Consider the following 19,083-nt stretch of genomic DNA (forward strand, 5'->3'; position numbering starts at 1 on the left):
TGAACGTTTGATTCCCCTTGATGAGCGAGGAGGAGACCTCTTCGATGACGGTCACAGCGCCCCGTCCAAGCCGTTGACATGCCTGTCCCGCAGGATGTAAATCTGTCGAGCGTCGGACGGAGATGCGAATCCCGATGTGGTGAACAAGGTCGTTCGGCGAAGCATTACAAGGAAAACGCAGGCGTCTTTCCGGTTCATCGTCCAGGCTATTCTTCCATTGCGCGAGCGAATTACTGCGCGGAACTCACGCGTTATTCATGGTCGTGGTGTTCCTTCTCGGCCCACTCCCAAGAGCGCCCGAGACATCGGGTACGCCGTCCGGATCCCCGGCGGCGCTGTGCACCACTTCGCAGAGAAGGAGATCCCCATGAAGAAGATCGCCGTGCGCAAGGCCGGGACCGTCCGCCTGACGTCCGCCGCCGCGTCCGCGTACTGCTGCGGCACCGCCTGATCCCAGGCAGGTGCGCGCCGGGCCATGTCGCCCGGCGCGCACCGCACACCGGTCGCCAGACAGTGAGGTGAGGCAGTGACGACACCGCCGTCCAGGAATCTCGACGAACCCGTACGGCTGCATCCGCTCACCTATCTCGAGGAGGGCGACGAAGTCACCGTCGGCCGCGCCGACATCGAGTCCTACGGCCTCTTTCCACCCGACGGTGCCGCGCTGCTGCGCCGTCTGGAGGCCGGTACACCGCCGAACGCCGCGGCACGGTGGTACACGGAGCAATACGGCGAACAGGTGGACATGGCGGAGTTCCTCGACGTCCTCGAAGAGCTCGAACTCGTCGTCAAGGCCGGAGAGAAAGTGGCCGCGCCCACGGGCCCGGTGCGCTGGCAACGGCTGGGCCGCGCCGTCTTCTCCCCCATCGCCTGGGGGATTTACGGCCTGATCGTGCTCGCCGCACTCGTGGCCATGATCAGACAGCCCCACTTGGCACCGCACTACCAGAACTTGTTCTTCACCCGACGGTCTCTGGTGCTGCTCACCCTCGGCATCGTCCTCGGCCAGGTGCCGTGGATTCTGCTGCACGAGGCCGCCCACGCTCTCGCGGGGCGGCGCCTGGGCCTGAACTCCACGCTGTCGATCAGCCGGCGGTTCTACTACGTGGTCTTCGTGACCGCCCTGGACGGCCTGGTCGCCGTACCCCGTCGCAAGCGGTACCTGCCGATGCTCGCCGGCATGATCACCGATGTCCTGGTCGTCAGCGGCCTGACCCTGGTGGCCGCGGCCCTGCAGGGCGCCGACGGCGTCACGGCCGATGTCCGGCGGCTGCTGCTGTCGATGGCCTTCGCGGTCGTACTCCGGCTGGTGTGGCAGTTCTACTTCTTCCTGCGCACCGACCTGTACTACCTGGCCATCACCGTGCTCGGCTGCAACGACCTGCAGACCACCGCCCGCCAGATGCTGCGCAACCGCCTCATGCGGCTGCTGAACAAACCCGGGCGCATGGCCGACGAGAGCAGGTGGGGCGAACGCGACCGGCAGATCGCCCGCTGGTACGCGTGGCTGATGGTGGCCGGGTACGTCTTCCTCACCGTCACACTGCTCACCGCCGCGATCCCCACCGGAATCCGCCTCACCGAGGTCGCCGTGCACAAGCTCGGCAGCGATCTCTCGCCGGCCAACGCGGCTGACGTGCTGACGTTCCTCGTCATCAACTTCTGGGAGCCGGTCTTCGCCGCCTACCTGGCGCTGCGCGCATGGCGGCGCGGCACCCGCACCTCCGCCACCCCCGCAAAGGAGACCGCACATGCAGCAGGCTGACTCCGCGCCACCCGCCCATCTGAGGGTTCAGGGCGGAACACGGCAGGACCGGGCCACAGCCCTCGACGGACTCCCGCTGCCGCCCCTGCTCCTGCCCCCGGTCGACGCCCACCGCCGGCTGCGCGGCCCCTACACAGCGGCCGGCACCATCGCCCGGGCCCTGGTCCCCGGCGTGCTCGCCGCCGATCCCGAACTCGTGCGCCGGCATGACATCGAACTGCTGTCGGCGGCACCCGAGTTGGCGGCCATCGTGCCCAACTCGCGGGAGACGCTGACCTCCATGGCGCTGCCCGCCGAACGTACCCGCTTCTACGCCAGGCTGCGCACCCGGCGGATCGCCAACGGGCTGGTGGAATTCGTCCGCGACGCACTGCCCGTGCTCGGCCACGACGGACCACGGCGCCTGGTGGTGGAGAACGCCGAGCACGCCGAGACCACGGACGAGGAGTTCCTCGCCGCGTTGCTGCGCCGCGTCGGTCCCGGCACCCTGACCGTCGTCCTGTGCGGCGCGCACTCCCCGGACCCCGACGGCGTCCTGGCCCCCGCGCTGAACCGGCACACCACTGCCGTGCCCGTGACCCCGACCGTAGCCGCCCCGGCCAGCAGCACGGACGAACCCGCATGGCGCTGGGTCGCCTCCGACGGGCTGCTCGACGGCCCCGACGGCACGGCCGCCCGCACCGCCTACGAGGCACTGCCCGCCGCCGAGCGCGCCGCCCTCCACGACCGCCGGGCCGCGCACCTGCGCCGGACCGAGGAGCTCTCGCTCACCCTCGGCGCACTGCCGTACCACCTCGAACGCGGCAGCGACCCGGTGCGCGAGGCCGTGCCCGTCCTGTGGGCGGCGTCGGACCACTGCCTCGTCAACGGCTTCTACACCGCCGTCGTCGACTACGGCCGGCGCGGCCAGCACCTCGTCGACGGACGGGAGAACACCGCGCAGTGGTGGAAGTTCGGCGTACAGCTCGGGCTCGCCCTGTCCATGCTCGGCCGGACGAAAGAGGCCGAGGCCGTCTACGACGAGGCGCGTCTGCTGTCGACCGACCCGGCGGTGCACATGGCGTGCGCCTACTCCACCGCCATGCTGTACACACGGCACAACGACCCCGCCGACCGGGACGAGAAGAAGGCCAAGTCGCTCCTCAACGGCGCGATCGCCACGGCCTCGTTGCTGCACGACAGAGTGGAGCAGGCCTTCCAGAGCGCCTTCTACAAGAACGGGCGTGCCCTGGTGGAGGTCAACCTCGGCGACCCCGAGGAGGCGCTGCGCCTGGTCACCGAGTGCATCGACGACCTGGACCGGCAGCTGACCCCGGACGAACACCGTCTGCACCGCTCGGTGCTCAAGAACAACCGAGCCCGGGTGTACGCGGGCCTGGGGCGGCTGGACGAGGCACTCGCCGACTACGCCGTCGTCATCGACCAGGACCCCAACCACGCCGAGCACTATCTCGAACGCGGCAACCTGCTGCGCAGGCTCGGCCGCGGTGACGAGGCCCTCGCCGACTACTCGCGCGCACTGAGCCTGTCGCCGCCCTTCCCGGAGATCTACTACAACCGCGGCGACCTGCGGTTGAGCAGGGGCGATGTGGCCGGCGCGCTCGCCGACTTCAGCTATGTGATCGAGCAGGATCCCGAGTTCGTGGACGCGTACGTCAACCGCGCGGGTATCCACCTCGGAGCCGGTGACCTGGCCGCCGCGCTGGAGGACGCCCGGGCCGGGCTGCGGCTCGATCCCGCCAACGCCCATCTGCACACGGCAGTCGGACAGGCGCTTGCGGAGGGTGGTGAACTCGCCGAGGCGGAAGCCGCCTACGACCGCGCGGTGGATGCCGATGCGACCCTGGTGAGCGCTCTGTCCGGACGCGCGGGGGTGCGCTACGAGGCCGGGCGCCTGCAGGACGCCCTGGACGACCTGTGCCGGGCGGTGGAACTCGATCCCAAGGACGCCGCGTTGCGCTACAACCGCGCCTTCCTCTACCAGGAGAGCGGCCGGCGGCAGGAGGCTCTGGAGGACTTGGAGCTGGCCGCCGTGCTCGACCCGGAGGACGCGGAGACCGCCGAGGCGCTGTCCGCGTTGCGTGGACGGCCGGACGCCGCGTGAAGGTGTCTCCCGACGCCGCGGTGACCGCCGAGGACACGGCAGGGCCGGCTGAGCTGCGGAGTGCCGCGCCGGCCGGCCCGGGCTCGCGTGCGCTGCGCGATGTCCTCGGCCGCTATGCGACCGGAGTCACCGTGATCACCTGCGTGGGCCCGCGGCGTGCCCCGGTCGGTGTGACGGTCAACTCCTTCACCTCCGTGTCGCTCGATCCGCCCCTGGTCCTGTGGTGTCTCGCGCTGTCCTCCCGCAGCCGGCCCGCGTTCACGGATGCCGAGTTCTTCGCCGTCCATGTGCTCGCGGCCGACCAGCGGGAACTGGCATCCCGTTTCGCCGGTCCGGGCCGGCGGTTCCAGGGACTCGCCACGGAGCCCGGACCGCACGGCGAGCCACTGATACCGGGGGCGGCGGCGACGCTGTGCTGCCGCCGCGTCCGTCTGCTTCCGGCCGGTGACCACATGGTCGTCCTGGGCGCCGTGCAGCACCACACACATGCGGCGCACCGCGTCCTCCTCTTCGCGGACGGCGCCTATCACGAGGGCCCGCCGGGGAAGCTCGCACGGTCATGCTGAACAGTCTTGGCCTGAACAGTCATGGCCGACGACGACCACCTCGTCCTCGACCGTCCAGTGGCGTCGCTCGGCTTTGGGCGGGTTGATCCGCACGCCGTAGCCCGGACTCGTCGACGTGTCGTCGTGGCTTCGGTAACCGATGGCACATTCGCCGCGGTGACGTGCCGCGGCCACGACTGTGGCGAACGAGGTCTCACGCCCCGGCAGCACGTAGTCGGTGGCAGGCCGCAGGTGAACAGCGGCGCCGTCGGCGGAGAACAGTTCCTCGAACACCGCCGCCAGGTGCCGGTTCTGCGAGATCTGCGCCATGAGCAGGCCGATGAGCTTGCCGCTGATGATCACGTCGGCTCCGGGGCCGATGGGGGCCAGTGCCCGGTTGCGGTCGTCGATCAGTTCGGTGACGACCGGCAGCTCGCGTCCGGTGGCTTCCTCCAGTTGACGCAGCAGCAGGAGGGTGACGAGCGTACGGTTGTCGGGGTCGCCCGGCGGTTGTCCGGGAGCGGGGTCCTGACCGAGCACGATGACGCTGTCATAGGAGTGAACGTCCAGCCGTCGCAGGGTCTCGGGCCGGGCGATGTCCCCATGGTGCAAGGTCAACGTCAGGTCGCTGCCACCGTGCGCGTCCGCCTCGCTGACCTGACGCTTTGTCGCTTCACCAGCGTTCGCCACCACGTCGACGGCCGATCCGGGCCGGGCGCGGCGGCGCAGCTGCTCCACGACGAGCGGCGCTCGGCGGTTCCAGCCCAGCAGGAGCACCCGCTCCGGTCGCGCGGGTGTGGAAGGGCCGGTCGCCATCGCCGCCGTCTCGACCAACTCCGCGCAGTCGTGCAGGCAGGCCGTGTCGTCGTCACGGGAGACGACGATGAGCAGGTCGTCCGGAGCCATGGCCGTCTGCGGTGGCGGGTTGAGCAGGGGGGTGTCTCCTCGCACGATGCCGACGACACTGGACGTCGGGCAGCACAGCAGAGCATCGCCGAACGGGCGGCCGGCCAGGGCCGACGCGTTGACCAGGTAGAACTCGTCGCCGGCGAAGTCGAGCAGCTCCCGGTGGACGAGCGAGAGCCCGGGGCGGCGGGCGGCCTGGACGATCAGCCGGGCGGTGACGGTGTCGCTCTCCAGGACGACGCCGTCCGGTCCCGCGGCGAGACGGGCGGCCAGGCGGTAGCGGTCGTCCCGGACGGCGGCGACGACGGGCGGGCCGGCTCCCTCCGTGGCCAGGGCTGCCCTCAGCGCCAGCAGCGTCTTGACCACCTCGGCGTCGGCGTCGGGCTCGTCGTGGGGCAGGACCAGCACGACACCGGCCGTGGCGGGACCGGCCAGGGTGAGCACGGCGGGGTCGGTCGTGGGACCGCTGCGGCAGATCAGCCGCGTACGGCCGACGGGACCCACCTTCGTGCTCAGGGCCTCCTCCATGGCGGTCTTGTCCCGGTCGGCCAGCACGACCACCGCACCGCGCCGCTGGTTGGCGTTGGCGGCCACCAGCTCGCTCACCACCGTGAAGACCTGCTCCGACCACCCGAGGACCACGGCGTGCCCCTTCTCCAGCACGGTGGAACGGCCCCGTCGCAACGCGGTGAGCCGCTCCGTGAGCGCTGTCGTGATCAGGCCGACGACCGTCGAGACATACAGCAGAGCGACCAGTGCGAGCAGCACCGACATCGTCACGCGCAGCGGCGTACCCGTCGCACCGCCCAGCCGCAGTGTCTCCCCGGTGAGGTGCCACACCTGCGCCAGCCGGCCCGTCGGGGAGGTTGGCGCGCCGGGGTCGGTCCAGACCAGTACCGCACTGGCCGGGACGACGATGGCCAGACACACCAGCGCCATCCAGCCGACGAGAGCGTAGGCACCGCGGGCCAGCGTGCTGTCGAACCAGTAACGGGCTCTGTCACCGAACGAAGTGCGCCACTGCGCCACCCTTCCCCCTCCGTCGCCGGATGCGCCTGTGGCAGTGTGGGGGATGCGCCGCGGCGGCAAAGGGAGTCGGCTCGGCATTCATCCCTTCGGGTTTCCGAAGCCGTCCCCGGCGGCGGACCTGCTGTGACGTCAGTGTTTGTCGCCGTCTTCGCCCCTTCGGGTCAACGCCGGAGCGAAGGGCGGACGCCTGGTCACGGTCGCCAGTACAAAGGCCGCCATGACTGAAGATCACGCGGTGGTGCGCGCGGACGGCGGCCTCTCCCGAAGGAGCTTCGCGACGGTGGCCGGCACGGCCACCGTCGCGACGGCCCTGAACGGCGGTGTCGCCGCGGCTCTGCCCGCACCGGCCGCCCCGGGGGACAGCCGTGGCACCGACTTCGACCGGTGCCTTGCCGTCGCTCGTGCGCTCCTCGTACTGGACTCCGACGACCGCCCCCTCGTCCCCCGTTACCAGCGTGTCCTCCAAGAGGGGCTGCCGGCTCAGCGACGGACACGTCCCAAGAACGTCCTGGTCATCGGCGCCGGTCCGGCCGGGCTGGTGGCCGCGTGGCTGCTGAAGAGGGCAGGCCACCGGGTGACGGTGCTAGAGGCGAACGGCAACCGCGCAGGCGGACGCATCAAGACCTTCCGCAAGGGCGGCCATGAACACGCCGAACAGCCCTTCGCCGATCCCCGTCAGTACGCCGAAGCGGGCGCGATGCGCATCCCTGGCAGCCATCCGCTGGTGATGGAGCTGATCGACCGGTTCGACCTGAAGAAGCGGCCTTTCCACTACGTCGACGTCGACCACGCGGGACGTCCCGCGGGCCGCACCTGGATCCACGTCAACGGCATCCGCATGCGGCGCGCCGACTACGCCCGCGCGCCCCGCCGCGTAAACCGGTCCTTCGGCGTCCCCCGGGCCCACTGGGACACTCCGGCCGCAGCCGTCCTGCGCTCCGCGCTGGACCCGGTGCGCGACGAGTTCAGTTACGTCGACCACGGCGGCAAGCGGGTCGACAAGCCTCTTCAGGAGCGGCTGCAGGGCTGGGCCCGCGTGGTGCAGCGGTTCGGTGACTGGTCGATGTTCCGCTTCCTCACCGAGCACGCCCGCCTCGACGAGCGGACCATCGACCTGGTCGGCACCCTGGAGAACCTCACCTCACGCCTCCCGCTGTCCTTCATCCACAGCTTCATCGGCTCCTCCCTCATCAGTCCCGACACACCTTTCTACGAGTTGGCGGGCGGCACGGCCGTACTGCCGGACGCCCTCCTGGAACGCGTGCGCAAGGACGTGCGGTTCGACCGCCGCGTCACGCGCATCGAGTACCACCACCCCGACCGCCCGTCGCCGGACACCGAGCACGTCCGGAGCAAGGGCCCGCTCGTGTGGGTGGACACCGTGTCGGAGGGCCGCGACGGTCCCGTCGTACGCGAGCAGTTCACCGCGGACGCCGCCGTGGTCACGGTGCCGTTCTCCGGACTGCGCCACGTACAGATCGACCCGCCCATGTCGTACGGCAAGCGCCGCGCGGTGTGCGAACTGCACTACGACAGCGCGACCAAGGTGCTGCTGGAGTTCAGCCGCCGCTGGTGGGAGTTCGACGAGGCCGACTGGAAGCGCGAGCTGGACGCCGTCGACCCCGGCCTGTACGACGCCTACCGCACCGGCCGCACCGCCGCGGACGGCAGCCTGCTCGGCGCCCATCCCTCGGTGCCCGCGGGACACATCACGGCGGGTCAGCGCACCCACTACGCCGCGAACCGCGCCGTCGCGCGCGACCAGCCGGAGGCGGTCGACGTCGTGGGCGGCGGCTCGGTGTCGGACAACGCCAACCGATTCATGTTCCACCCCTCCCATCCGGTCCCGGGCAGCGCAGGGGGTGTGGTCCTGGCCTCCTACAGCTGGGCCGACGACGCGCTGCGCTGGGACTGCCTGGACGACGAGGCACGGTACCCACACGCCCTGTGCGGCCTGCAGCAGGTCTACGGCCGGCGCATCGAGGTCTTCTACACCGGCGCGGGCCGCACGCAGAGCTGGCTGCGCGACCCCTACGCCTACGGGGAGGCGTCCGTGTTCCTGCCCGGGCAGCACACGGAGTTGCTGCCACACATCCCCGTGCACGAAGGGCCGTTGCACTTCGCCGGGGACCACACGTCCGTCAAGCCGGCGTGGATCGAGGGGGCCGTGGAGTCCGCCGTGCGTGCCGCCCTGGAGATCCACACCGGATGAGTCACGCGGCCCGCTGAGCCACGACGCAGGAGCAGGCCCCGGCGCACCCGGCGCCGGGGCCATCCGCTCTCGCCCCGTGACCTCAGGCGGTGCGCCGGTGCGTCACAGCACGTTGACCGCGCTCCAGGCCGCGGCCACGGTGGCGTACTCGGGGCTGGTGGCGCCGTAGAGGTCCTTCGCCGCGTTCAGAGTCGCGGTGCGGGCGCCCTTGTAGTCCGTGGTGGAGGTCATGTAGACGGTCAGCGCCCGGTACCAGATGGCGGAGGCCTTCTTGTTGCCGATGCCGGTGACGGTGGAGCCGTTGCAGGTGGGGCTGTTGTAGGAGACACCGTTGATGGTCTTGGCGCCGCTGCCCTCGCTCGCGAGGTAGAACCAGTGGTTGCCGACGCCCGAGGAGTAGTGCACGTCGAGCCGGCCGACCGACTTCGACCAGCAGTCGGCGGAGCGGCCGTCCAGGGACGGCTTGTCGAAGCGGCGCAGCCAGGGCGGGGTGGACTGGTCGCTGAAGAGGTAGTCGGGGGTGTCGACCGGGTTGTTGGCGTACCACTCGACCATGGTGCCGAGGATGTCGCTGGTGGCCTCGTTCAGGCCGCCGGACTCACCGCTGTAGCGCAGGTTGGCGGTGGCCGAGGTGACGCCGTGGGTCATCTCGTGGCCCATGGTGTCGAGGTCGACCTGCTCGGGGTCGGTGGTGCCGTTGCCGTCGCCGGTCATCATGCAGAAGCAGGAGTCCGACCACTGGGCGTTGTCCCAGTCGGTGCCGACGTGGACGAAGACGGTGGCGCCGCGGCCGTCGTTCTTGATGCCGTTGCGGCCGAAGGTCGTCTTGTAGTAGTCGAACGTCTCCGCGGTGTTGGCGTGCGCGTCGACGGCGGCGGTGGCCCGGTCGGCGGAGAACTTCTCGCCGTCGCCCCAGATGTTGTCGGCGTCGGTGAACAGGGTGCCGGAGGAGCTTTTCAGGGACGAGGACGAGACGTTGTGGGCGTCCTTGGTGATGTGGCCGCGCACCGGGTCGATCAGGGCGAAGGTGCCGTCGGCCTGCTGGGTGGTGTCGATGCCGACGTCGCCGGTGTACTCGGAGTGGCCGGTGCCGGTCGCCTCGCGCTCGGCGTCGTAGTTCTCGATCGCCTTGCCGGTGGTGGCGTCGGTGACGAAGACCTCGCCGTGCGGCTGGCCCTTGTCGCCCAGGCCCTGCACGGTGGTGCGCCAGGCCAGGCGGGGTGTGCCGTCGGCGGCCCACACGATGAGCTCGGGGGTGGACTTGGCCTTGCGCACCAGCCCGTGCGCGCGCTTCAGGGCGCCGGCCGCGGTGCCCTTGGCGTCGATGGCGGGAGTGACGGACTTGAGCGCCACCTTGTGGGCCTTTGCGCGGGTGGAGCCCTGCAACGAGCCGTCGGCCTTCTGGTGGACGACGAAGTCGCCGCCGACGACGGGGAGACCGCGGTAGGTTCTCTCGAAGCGGACGTGCTGGGTCCCGTCGGCGTCGATCACGACGTCCTTGACGTGGAGTCTTTGGTCCGGGCCGAACCCGAAGGTGTCGGCGTGCCGGGTCACGTTCGCCTTGGCCTGGGCTATGGCCGTGTCGCGGACGGAGGTTCCGTGCTGCACTGCACGGGGCTGCGAGTGCGCGGGTATGACCATCGCGCCCGTGGTGAGGGTGCCGGCGGCGGCCATCACACACAGGGCGAGGAGGGGACGGGTCATGGTGGGGTGATTCCTTCGCTCGTCGTGGGGTGACGACGTCCTTGGGACGTTGACGCGAAGTGTTCAACAAGTGACATGTTCCTGACGTGACTTCATTTGGGATATAACGGCGGAGCTATAGGGCAGGAGAAGCCGTGGCCCGGCCCGTCATGTGCCGTCGCCGAGGGCGAACTCCGCTCCCCCGTCCTCCCACCAGGCCAGATACTGCGGCCGCTGCCGCACCAGCGACAGATAGGCGGCCAGCAGACGCTCGCACGCCGCGTCGGCGAGCTCGGGCGGAACCGATTCCGTGTTCCAGGCCAGCAGCAGCCGCCGGTGAAACGGGACGTTCACCAGCGGCCGCTGCACCGTGCCACGGGCGGAGACATCGGCGGTCGGCCATACGCCGCAGACGGCACGCCGGCCGGCGACCAGGAGCTGCGCCACGGACAGGTCCGGGGTCACATGGGCGATGCGGGGAGTGAACCCCGCCGACCGGCAGGTGAGACGGAGGTACGCGTGCACACCGCTCTCGTCGGCCTCCGGCATGACCCAGTCCTCGTCCGCCAGCTCATGGAGGCCGACCCTCTCCTGACGCGCCAGCGGGTGGTCTTCGGCGAGCAGGACGAAGACCGGCTCGCGGAGCAGTGTGCGGGTCTCCACCGACTCGCCGACCGGAAGGGGAAAGCCGGGGAATTCACCGAACGCCGCGATGTCGCATTTCGACAGGCTCAGCAATTTCACCAGGGTGTGCACGGAACGGCGGGCATCTATGGTGAGCCGGCGTTCCGGGACGAGTTCGAAGAGGGCGGAGACCAGCAGGGACACCAGAGGGCCGGCGGTTCCGCCCGCCCTCAGCGGCGCGGCGGCCTGTCTGTCCGCCTCGGCCGCCGACCGCGCGTACTCGCGCAGCCGGTCGAAGCCGACGACGAGGTCACGGGCGCAGCGCAGGACGTACTGTCCGTTCTCGTTCGGTTTCACCCCGTCGGCGCCGCGGATGAAGAGCGGGCCGCCCAGCTCGTGTTCGATCCGCTTCAGCTGGGCGCTCGTGGCCGGCTGAGAGAGCTGCAGTCGTGCGGCGGCCTTGCGGATGCTGCCGGCCTCGGCGACGGTGAGCAGGATACGGAGGTGCCGGAACTCAAGGTGCATGACCATTCCCCGCTCAGCGCCGGGAGACCGCTGCACCCCCCGTGACCAGCAAAACCAGTTGCCCGACGGCATGGTGCCCCAGAGTCTGACGCTCCCGTGGGGGCGGCAAGCACGGGACGGTAAAGCTTTTCAGTCGTCTTGGCGGAGAGTCGAGGGCCGCACCATGCGACGCGAGTGACGGTCAGGCGCCGGTCAGCGCTGCCGGTGCGTCGTCCGTCTCCCTGAGGGAGGCCGACAGGGCGCGGGCCTCGTGTTCGGTCATCCGGGAGGTGTCGTACGGCACGGCGTTGACCCAGCGCTGAGTCAGCCGGGCGATCCGCTCGCCGTACCGCTGCGCGGTGATCCGGTCGCCGCGTGATCCGGCGTGCTCCGGCCCCTGGTCGGCGTGGCTCTGGCTCATCAGACCCAGCCACGAGCCCAGCCGGTTGACATCGTCGCGGGCGCCACCGCTCCAGTTGTTGCCCGGCATGTCGCCCACGCCGATCCACTGCATGCCCATCTGCGCGGCGAAGACCGCCAGTTGCTCCAGGACGGCCAGCTTGTCGCCGCTCTGCGAGGCGGACATGGTGAACCCACCGGCCAGCTTGTCCTTCCACGCCTGCGTCGTGAACGGCGTGAACGCCGCCTCCATGAACGCCTTGAACACCGCCGACACACTGCCCATCAGAGTGGGGCAGCCGAGGACGATCGCATCCGAGCGCTCCAGCAGCGCCAGCACCTCCGCATCGTGCCAACGGCCCGCGGTGACGTGCTCGGCCCGGATCTCGACGAGATGCACCCGGGCACCCGGCACCAGCCGCGCCCCGTCGGCGAGATGCTCGGCCAGGACCCGGGTGTGTCCGTGCACCGAGTGGTAGACCACCGTCACCGTGACCGTCGGCGCATCCTGCTCACGGTCAACAACCTTGACTGCCATGTCGCTTCACTGCTTCCAGTCCGTGGGGGAATCCCTGCTTGCCCAGCCATCACACCCCGCGTGCGACACGGCATCAACGCCGAACTCCGGCATGCAGCGATCGGTCGCACCGATCGATCGCGTTAGCCTGGTCCCGTGGACAGGATGGAACTCGAAGCATTCGTCGCGGTCGCGGAAGAGCTCCACTTCGGCCGCGCCGCCGCGCGCCTGCACCGGGGGCAGCCCACCGTCAGCGACGCCGTCAGGCGGCTGGAGAACACCCTGGGCGGACGGCTGTTCCACCGCACCAGCCGCCGGGTGTCACTGACCGATCTCGGCGAAGCGCTGCTGCCCGACGCCCACGCCGCCCTGGCCCAGCTGCGCCGCTTCCAGCAGCGCGGACGCTCCCTGGCCGCCGGCGACCGGACCCGGACCACCCTCGTCGTCGCCCACGCCGAATACACCGACCACCAGGTGCTGTTGCGCTGCCTGCCGCAACTGCGCGACCGTTTCCCCGATGTCGCGATCGTGCCGGAGGCCATGCCGACCACGGCCCAGCTGACCGCCCTGCGGGCGGGGACGATCGGGCTGGGCATCGGCTGGGCGACCGGCGACGTCACCGGCGTACGCGCGAGGGTGCTGTCCACGGAGAGGTTCATGGCGCTCGTACCCGCGGCCCACCCCCTCGCCGGACACGCCGAGCTGAGCGCGGCCGAACTGTCCACCACCGGCCTGCTCACCTGGCCCCACCAGATCAACAGCGGTCTGTGCGACCGCCTCCTGTCCGCCTTCCACATCGGCGGAGCGGACCTGCGCATCATCAGAACCGCCGACAGCGTGCACGCCATCGCCGCTCATGTCGCCGCGGGAACGGGCATCGGCATCACCGTCGAATCCGCACTCGACCACCAGCCACCCGGCCTGCGCATCATCCCCCTCGCCGGCCCCTCGACCACCGCCGACCAGGTCGTCCTCACCCCCGCCGAGCCGTCGGACACCGCCATCGCATTGCGCGACCTGCTCCTGCACGCCTCGGCAGAGTCGCATTCCACGGATCACTGAGCGGTGTCCGGACGCGCCGACCGACGGGGTGGAGAGCGCACGCCGGGCAGCAACCGCTCGAACTGCGCCGGGTGTGGCCGCCCGGGGTCCCGCGCCGCTCGCCGCCGACGCCGGAACGTCGCCCTGGTCCGTCCGGGGCGGACCGTCCCCGTTCGGCCGTGCTGCATCGCCCGCGCCGGGTTTCGACGCGGACCTCCTGGGGAGTCGGTGCGCGTGGTCTCGTATGAGCCGGAGCAGCGCGTGTACCTCCCGGCACTACGTGCCGGCTGGCTCACCCAGACGTTCGTGCACTGGGCCTACTCCCCCGACCAGGTACAGCGCCTGCTGCCGGAGGGGCTGACGGTGGACACCTGCGACCAGTGGGCGTGGGTGAGCCTGACGCCGTTCGTGATGACCGGCGTACGCCCGCCCGGGATCCCGGCCGCCCTGCCCTCCTTCCCCGAGACCAATCTGCGCACCTATGTGCGCGGACGGGACGGCAGGGACGGGCTGTGGTTCCTGTCCATCGAGGTGAGCTGCCGGATCATGCTGGCCGCCCGTGCGGTCGGTGCGCCGTACCACCTCGGACACCTGACGCTGCCGCGCGGCGGTGATGTGCTGACCTACACCGGGGCGCGGGGGCGTGGCGGGCCGTCGTACCGCGTGGTCGTCCGTCCGGGTGAGCCGGTCCGGCCGACCCGGCGGGACGTGTGGCTGACGTCGCGGTGGCGGGCCTTCACCCGGGGCTGCGGTCTGCTCCTGCAGACGCCCGTCGAGCACGAGCCGTGGCCGCTGCGCGCGGCGCGCCTGGAAGACCTGGAGGAGACCCTCACCCGTGCCGCAGGGCTGCCGCCGCCCGCGCAGGAGCCGCTCGTGCACTTCTCCGACGGTGTCACCGAGGTCCGGTTCGGCGTCTCGCGCCCGGTGCGGCCGGCAGTGAGGAGACAGGGATGAACCCGGTGCTCGTAGCGCGGGGCCAGGGTCTGTTCAACCTGGTCGGCGGCGGCCGGCCGCTGCTGCGCCTGCGCAGCTTCGAGGGGGTCTTCGGACCGAAGTCCGAGGAATGGCTGCGACGCACGACGGCCGGGCTGCCGGCCACGGCGGGCTGGAGCATGCTGCTCACTCCGGCCACACCCGCAGGAGCGCGCCAGGCCCGGGCGCACGGGCCTCGGGACGGCCGTGACCCTGCTGGCCGTCGACCTGGTGCACGTGCCGATCGGCCGCATCCGTCCGACCTGTGTGCTGGACGCGGCGATGCAGACCGGATGGCTGCCGGCACGGCGGCGGTGCGGCCGACTCGGCCCGGCCGCGGGCGGATGAACCGGACCGCCGGCGAGGCACCCTGATGCGCCGATCCGAGTCGACTGGCCGGCTGCTCTTCGACGGGTGGATCGCCGGTATGGGCACCACGTCCGGCGCCCGCCTGGTCCTCGGCCACTGGCTCCGCTCCCCCTTCGGGCCGTTCAGCGACGTGATGCTTGAGCGGGCCGACGGCCACCGCCTGTTGCTGGCCCCCACCAGGCGGATGGGGGACTTCATCGCCGGCACCTACGCCTTCGACGAGGTCCGGGTCGCACCCGTACGAGTCCGCGTCACCGGCGACGACTGGACGGTCACCGCAGGTCCGCTGCTCGACGTCCGGTTCATCGCCGGCCGGCGCGGCCCCGTGGGGCTGCTGCTGCGGGCGGTCCCCGGTGTACTGGCCGCGCGGCCCTTCTGGACCGTGGTGACGAACCCGCTCGCCCGCCTCCTCCTGGGCGTGCGCACCCGTGGGACGGCGGGCGGCGGCCGACACGAGTGGTACGGCGCCCGCGATCTGCATCTGATCACCGCGGCGACCGCGAACCTCCAGGGGCGGGACCTCGGCTCCCTCACCGCGGTGGCACCGCCCGTACGGTTCGGCTTCGGCTCCACGCCACGCATGCCCTGCCTCGTACGCGTCATGACGACGGTGGGTACACGGCGCAGCCCTGCACCCTCCGCGTGCACGCCGCCACGGGAATCACGCACACATGAAGGAGGCTTCCGATGAATGCCCCACCACGCTCGGGCGCACTTCGGCGGCACCCGTCCGCACACGGCGCCGACATGAAGTTGCTCGGCATCTATCTGAACGACCACCTCGCGGGCGCCACCGCGGGCACTCAGCGGGTCGGCCACCTGGCACGGGTGACCCGTGGTTCCGCGCTCGGCCGGGCGCTCGGGCCTGTCGCCACCGAAATCGCCGAGGACCGGACGGCGCTTGTCGGCATCATGCGGGACCTGGGCGTCCCCGTCCGTCGCTACAAGGTATGCGCGGGCTGGGTGGCAGAGAAGCTGGCGCGGCTGAAGGGCAACGGCCGGCTGGTACGACGCTCTGCGCTGAGCACCGTGCTGGAGCTGGAGGCGCTGCGGCTGGCGGTGGAGGGCAAGGCAGCCGGATGGCAGACCCTGCGCCGGCTCACCGGGACGGACGAGCGTCTGGACCCGGCCCTGCTCGACAGGCTGCTGGAGCGAGCCCGACGACAGCAGGACACCGTGGAGGAATGGCGCATCCACCAGGCCGAGGCGGCGCTGCGCACCACGGCCGGCTGAGCGAGGGCTCCGCGGGCCGTGGCCCACGCCACCCGACCGCGTGGGGGCGATCGCTGCCGAGGCGGAGAGACCCCCGAGGGTCTGCGGCCGATGAGCGGCGTCGGCGCGGCGGTGGTCCTCGCGGTCACCCTGCTCAGCCTGCCCGCCCTGCTGCGGCTGATGCGCCCGGAGGGCCTGCGCACCGAGTAGCCGGCCCTGTTCTTTCCGCGGAACGGTATGCAGGTCTCCCTGGTCGGGGCGTCCTGTGACTTGAGCGGGTCACTCGGTCGGGTGAACGCGCCCCGCCGTGAAGAACCTCCAGCCGGAGGCGGTGCGTGATGGCGTAAGGGTGACCGACCCCGCGATTCACGAGCACGCTGAACCAGCGAGGAGCCGATTTGTCGCCGCAGACGCCCGAGCAGGTCCCCGAGTCCCTGTTCCTGGGCAGGGAGAGGGAACTGAGCAGTCTGAAGGACCGGCTGGACGCGGCGGCGCATGGCGCGCCCCAAGTCGTCCTGGTCGAAGGGCCTGCGGGGATCGGCAAGACCTCACTTGCCCGGTCCTTCCTGTCCGGCGTCGCCTCGGACTGCTGCGTGGTGAAGGCCAGCGGCGAGGAACTCGAAATGGAGCTGAGCTACGGACTCATCGCGCAACTGGTACCCCAACTGCCCGACGCACCGGCAGCGCTGCGGGAGCCGGCCCTCAGCATGCCGGGCAGCGCCGCCCCTCAGGACCCGATCGCGGTCGGCGCCCTGTTCCTCGACGCCCTGGGGCAGCTTCAGAACCAGGCCTCGGTGGTGCTGCTGATCGATGACGTCCACTGGGCGGACACGCCCTCACTGCACGCACTCACTTTCGTGCTGCGGCGGCTGCGCAGGGACCGGGTTCTGGCCGTGCTGATGACCCGGGACGCCAATGATCCCCGGCTGCCACAAGGGCTGCACCGCATCCTCCACGACGACACCACGCTCGCGCTGACACTGGAGGGCCTCAGCGTCGCGGACGTCGTCGCGCTCAACAACGCTCTGGGACCATCGGTCCTGCCCCGCTGGGCCATTGCCCGGCTGCGGGAACACACACGCGGAAACCCGCTGCACACCAAGGCGCTTCTGCGGCAGCATCCCGCAGACGTCCTCGGTGGCAACGCCCTCCTGCCGGCTCCCCGCCGATACGAACAGCTTGTCACCGCGCGGCTCGCCCGGTGCAGCGACGCCGCACGCCACCTGGTCGAGGCCGCCAGCGTCCTCGGCATGTCCAGCCCCCTTCACCAGGCGGTACAGGTAGGTGCCGTGGCGGACCCGCTGGGCGCGCTGGCGGAGGCGATGGCTCACGAACTCCTGGAGGAGGATTCCGCCGGTGCCGTGCCCGGCGTCGCCTTTCCGCATCCGTTGCTGCGGGCGGCTGTCTATCGCGGGCTGGACCCGGCCGAACGCTCCCGCCTGCACCACCTGGCGGCCGCCCGCTCCGACGACCAGCATGTCGCGCTTCAGCATCGAGTACATGCTGCCGTCGCACCGGACGGGGATCTCGCGGACGCACTCATCGGCTTCGCGGCACAGCAGGCGGAGAAAGGCGCCTGGGCGGCAGCCGCATCCGCTTCCGCGGCCGCCGCGCGGCTGTCCACGCAAGGAAAGGTGCGCGAGCGGTCGTTGATGCGTACCGCCGAGTACCGGCTGCTCGCCGGCGATGTCAGCCAAGCGGCCGAACTGGAGCCGACGATACGTGAGATGGCGCAGGACCCCGAACAACACTACGTACTCGGTCATCTCGCCCTCACCACAGGCCGTCTGGACGAAGCGCGCTTCCGGCTCGCCGCCTGCTGGGAGAGCTGCGACGCGGCCACGGGAGCGGAAACCCTGAGGAATGCCGCCGAGCAGATGGCCTGGCTGTGCCTCATCCAGGGCGATGCGCCGGGCATCGTGGCATGGGCGCGTCGCGGGCTCGACCTGCCGCCGGGAAAGCGGTCGTCCTTCTTGCGCGACTCCCTCGCCATCGGCCTGGCGATCTCCGGCGACTACGACGCGGGCATCCGATCCCTCGACCACCTCCGGCCCAGCGGCCTTCGCGACACCCCAGAGCAACTGGACGGTCTGCTGGCACGGGGCATGCTGCGACTGTGGAACGGCCAACTGGGCGAAGCCCGCCAGGATCTGAAGGACGCCTTTGCCTCGCATCGGCGCGGCGGACTGCCGTACGCGGCTCTCGTGGCGCTGGGTTTCCTCACCGACGCCGAATTCCGCGCGGGGCTGTGGGACGAGGCCATCGCCCACGGCTCTCAGGCTGTGTCCCTGGCCGAGGACACCGACCAGATCTCCATCCTGGCGGTCGTGCACTCCGTCACCGCGTTCCCCCTCGCCGGCCGGGGCGACTTCGAGGCCGCCGAAGAACACGCCAGGACAGCCGCGCGCCACGCCCGGGTACTCGGCGACGTCAACGACGGTGCCTTCGCCGCGACGGCGCTCGCACTCGTCCACACTGCCCGCGGTGACGACGAGCGCGCGGTGGCCGAGCTGATGCCGTTTCTGAGCGAGGAGATCGTCCACCGAAACGGTCTCGAAGAGGCCGGGATCGTCGCCTGGCGCCCCCTGCTCTGCGAGGCCCTGACCCGCCTGGGCCGCAAGGACGAGGCCCTGGACGTGCTGCTGCCGTACGAGAGCCGTGCGGCCGAGCGACAACGATGGCTCGAACAGGCGTCGGCGGCGCGTTGCCGGGGCCTGGTGGAGGAGGCCCACGGCAACCGGGAAGCGGCAGACCAGGCGTTCCGGAAGGGGTTGCAGCACTGCGAGCGGGGAGAGCCCTGCTGGGAAGAAGCGCTGCTCCACCTCTCCTACGGCACCTTTCTGCGCCGTGCCCGCCAACACCCGAAAGCGGTGGCCGAACTTCAAGCCGCCCACAAGACATTCCTCCGATTGCAGGCCACGCCGTACCTCGAACGGTGCACAGCCGAGCTGGCGGCCTGTGGCGGCACGGCGGCAGCCCGGGGCGGTGTCCGTCCTGCCGGTCTCACCCCCCAGGAGCTGACCGTGGCCCGACGCGCCATGCAGGGCATGTCGAACCGTGAGATCGCGCAGGAGCTGGTCCTCAGTGTCAAAACGATCGAGTACCACCTGGCCAACGCCTACATGAAACTCGGCATCACGTCCCGCATGGGACTGATCGGCAAGCTCGGCAGGGACACCTGACACCCGGCCCGTCGGCAGC

Annotated in this window: 14 protein-coding genes; 10 read left to right on the forward strand and 4 right to left on the reverse strand. The window is 70.8% G+C overall.

Annotation, left to right across the window (positions count from 1 at the left end):
* Positions 1-526: 526 nt before the first annotated feature.
* From ACIGXP_RS01345 to ACIGXP_RS01355, 3 genes are read left to right on the forward strand one after another with little or no spacing between them, the layout of a single operon-like run.
* Positions 527-1,765 carry a hypothetical protein gene (locus tag ACIGXP_RS01345; RefSeq protein ID WP_399762823.1) on the forward strand — a complete coding sequence of 413 codons (1,239 nt, stop codon included), beginning with the start codon at positions 527-529 and terminating at the stop codon, positions 1,763-1,765.
* Positions 1,752-3,869, forward strand: coding sequence for a tetratricopeptide repeat protein (locus ACIGXP_RS01350; RefSeq protein WP_399762824.1), 2,118 nt, complete (start codon positions 1,752-1,754; stop codon positions 3,867-3,869). The genes ACIGXP_RS01345 and ACIGXP_RS01350 overlap by 14 nt, the downstream gene beginning before the upstream one ends.
* On the forward strand, positions 3,866-4,435 hold the full coding sequence (locus ACIGXP_RS01355; protein WP_399762826.1) for a flavin reductase family protein: 570 nt from the start codon (positions 3,866-3,868) through the stop codon (positions 4,433-4,435). The genes ACIGXP_RS01350 and ACIGXP_RS01355 overlap by 4 nt, the downstream gene beginning before the upstream one ends.
* Here ACIGXP_RS01355 and ACIGXP_RS01360 read toward each other — a convergent pair.
* Positions 4,427-6,349: an NAD-binding lipoprotein gene (locus ACIGXP_RS01360; protein ID WP_399762827.1), complete on the reverse strand. Its 1,923-nt coding sequence runs from the start codon at positions 6,347-6,349 to the stop codon at positions 4,427-4,429. The two genes, ACIGXP_RS01355 and ACIGXP_RS01360, sit on opposite strands and share 9 nt — an antisense overlap.
* Before the next feature lie 217 nt (positions 6,350-6,566).
* Here ACIGXP_RS01360 and ACIGXP_RS01365 point away from each other — a divergent pair, with 217 nt between their 5' ends.
* Positions 6,567-8,561 (forward strand): flavin monoamine oxidase family protein, encoded by a 1,995-nt coding sequence (locus ACIGXP_RS01365; RefSeq protein WP_399762828.1) that lies wholly within the window; start codon positions 6,567-6,569, stop codon positions 8,559-8,561.
* Positions 8,562-8,663: 102 nt separating this feature from the next.
* Here ACIGXP_RS01365 and ACIGXP_RS01370 read toward each other — a convergent pair whose 3' ends face one another.
* The 3 genes from ACIGXP_RS01370 to ACIGXP_RS01380 form a co-directional block, all read right to left on the reverse strand.
* Positions 8,664-10,265, reverse strand: a complete 1,602-nt coding sequence (locus ACIGXP_RS01370) for a M4 family metallopeptidase (protein WP_399762829.1) — start codon at positions 10,263-10,265, stop codon at positions 8,664-8,666.
* A 147-nt stretch (positions 10,266-10,412) separates the two neighbouring features.
* The gene (locus tag ACIGXP_RS01375; RefSeq protein WP_399762831.1) at positions 10,413-11,393 is read right to left on the reverse strand and encodes a LysR family transcriptional regulator; all 981 of its coding nucleotides are present in this window, start codon (positions 11,391-11,393) and stop codon (positions 10,413-10,415) included.
* Between the two features lie 181 nt (positions 11,394-11,574).
* The gene (locus tag ACIGXP_RS01380; RefSeq protein ID WP_363219158.1) at positions 11,575-12,309 is read right to left on the reverse strand and encodes a flavodoxin family protein; all 735 of its coding nucleotides are present in this window, start codon (positions 12,307-12,309) and stop codon (positions 11,575-11,577) included.
* Between the two features lie 144 nt (positions 12,310-12,453).
* Between ACIGXP_RS01380 and ACIGXP_RS01385 the strand changes: the two genes are divergently transcribed.
* The 6 genes from ACIGXP_RS01385 (at position 12,454) to ACIGXP_RS01410 (ending at position 19,064) form a co-directional block, all read left to right on the forward strand.
* On the forward strand, positions 12,454-13,350 hold the full coding sequence (locus ACIGXP_RS01385; protein WP_363219161.1) for a LysR family transcriptional regulator: 897 nt from the start codon (positions 12,454-12,456) through the stop codon (positions 13,348-13,350).
* A gap of 213 nt (positions 13,351-13,563) precedes the next feature.
* Positions 13,564-14,283 (forward strand): YqjF family protein, encoded by a 720-nt coding sequence (locus tag ACIGXP_RS01390; protein WP_399762832.1) that lies wholly within the window; start codon positions 13,564-13,566, stop codon positions 14,281-14,283.
* A 225-nt stretch (positions 14,284-14,508) separates the two neighbouring features.
* Positions 14,509-14,649, forward strand: coding sequence for a hypothetical protein (locus tag ACIGXP_RS01395; protein WP_399762833.1), 141 nt, complete (start codon positions 14,509-14,511; stop codon positions 14,647-14,649).
* Positions 14,650-14,674: 25 nt separating this feature from the next.
* Positions 14,675-15,361, forward strand: a complete 687-nt coding sequence (locus tag ACIGXP_RS01400) for a hypothetical protein (RefSeq protein ID WP_399762834.1) — start codon at positions 14,675-14,677, stop codon at positions 15,359-15,361.
* On the forward strand, positions 15,358-15,903 hold the full coding sequence (locus tag ACIGXP_RS01405; protein ID WP_399762835.1) for a hypothetical protein: 546 nt from the start codon (positions 15,358-15,360) through the stop codon (positions 15,901-15,903). The genes ACIGXP_RS01400 and ACIGXP_RS01405 overlap by 4 nt, the downstream gene beginning before the upstream one ends.
* Before the next feature lie 377 nt (positions 15,904-16,280).
* A complete protein-coding gene (locus tag ACIGXP_RS01410; protein ID WP_399762836.1) occupies positions 16,281-19,064 on the forward strand; it encodes an AAA family ATPase in 2,784 nt (927 codons plus the stop codon).
* Positions 19,065-19,083: the final 19 nt, after the last annotated feature.

This window comes from Streptomyces sp. NPDC053069, from assembly GCF_044546895.1.
Classification (GTDB): domain Bacteria; phylum Actinomycetota; class Actinomycetes; order Streptomycetales; family Streptomycetaceae; genus Streptomyces.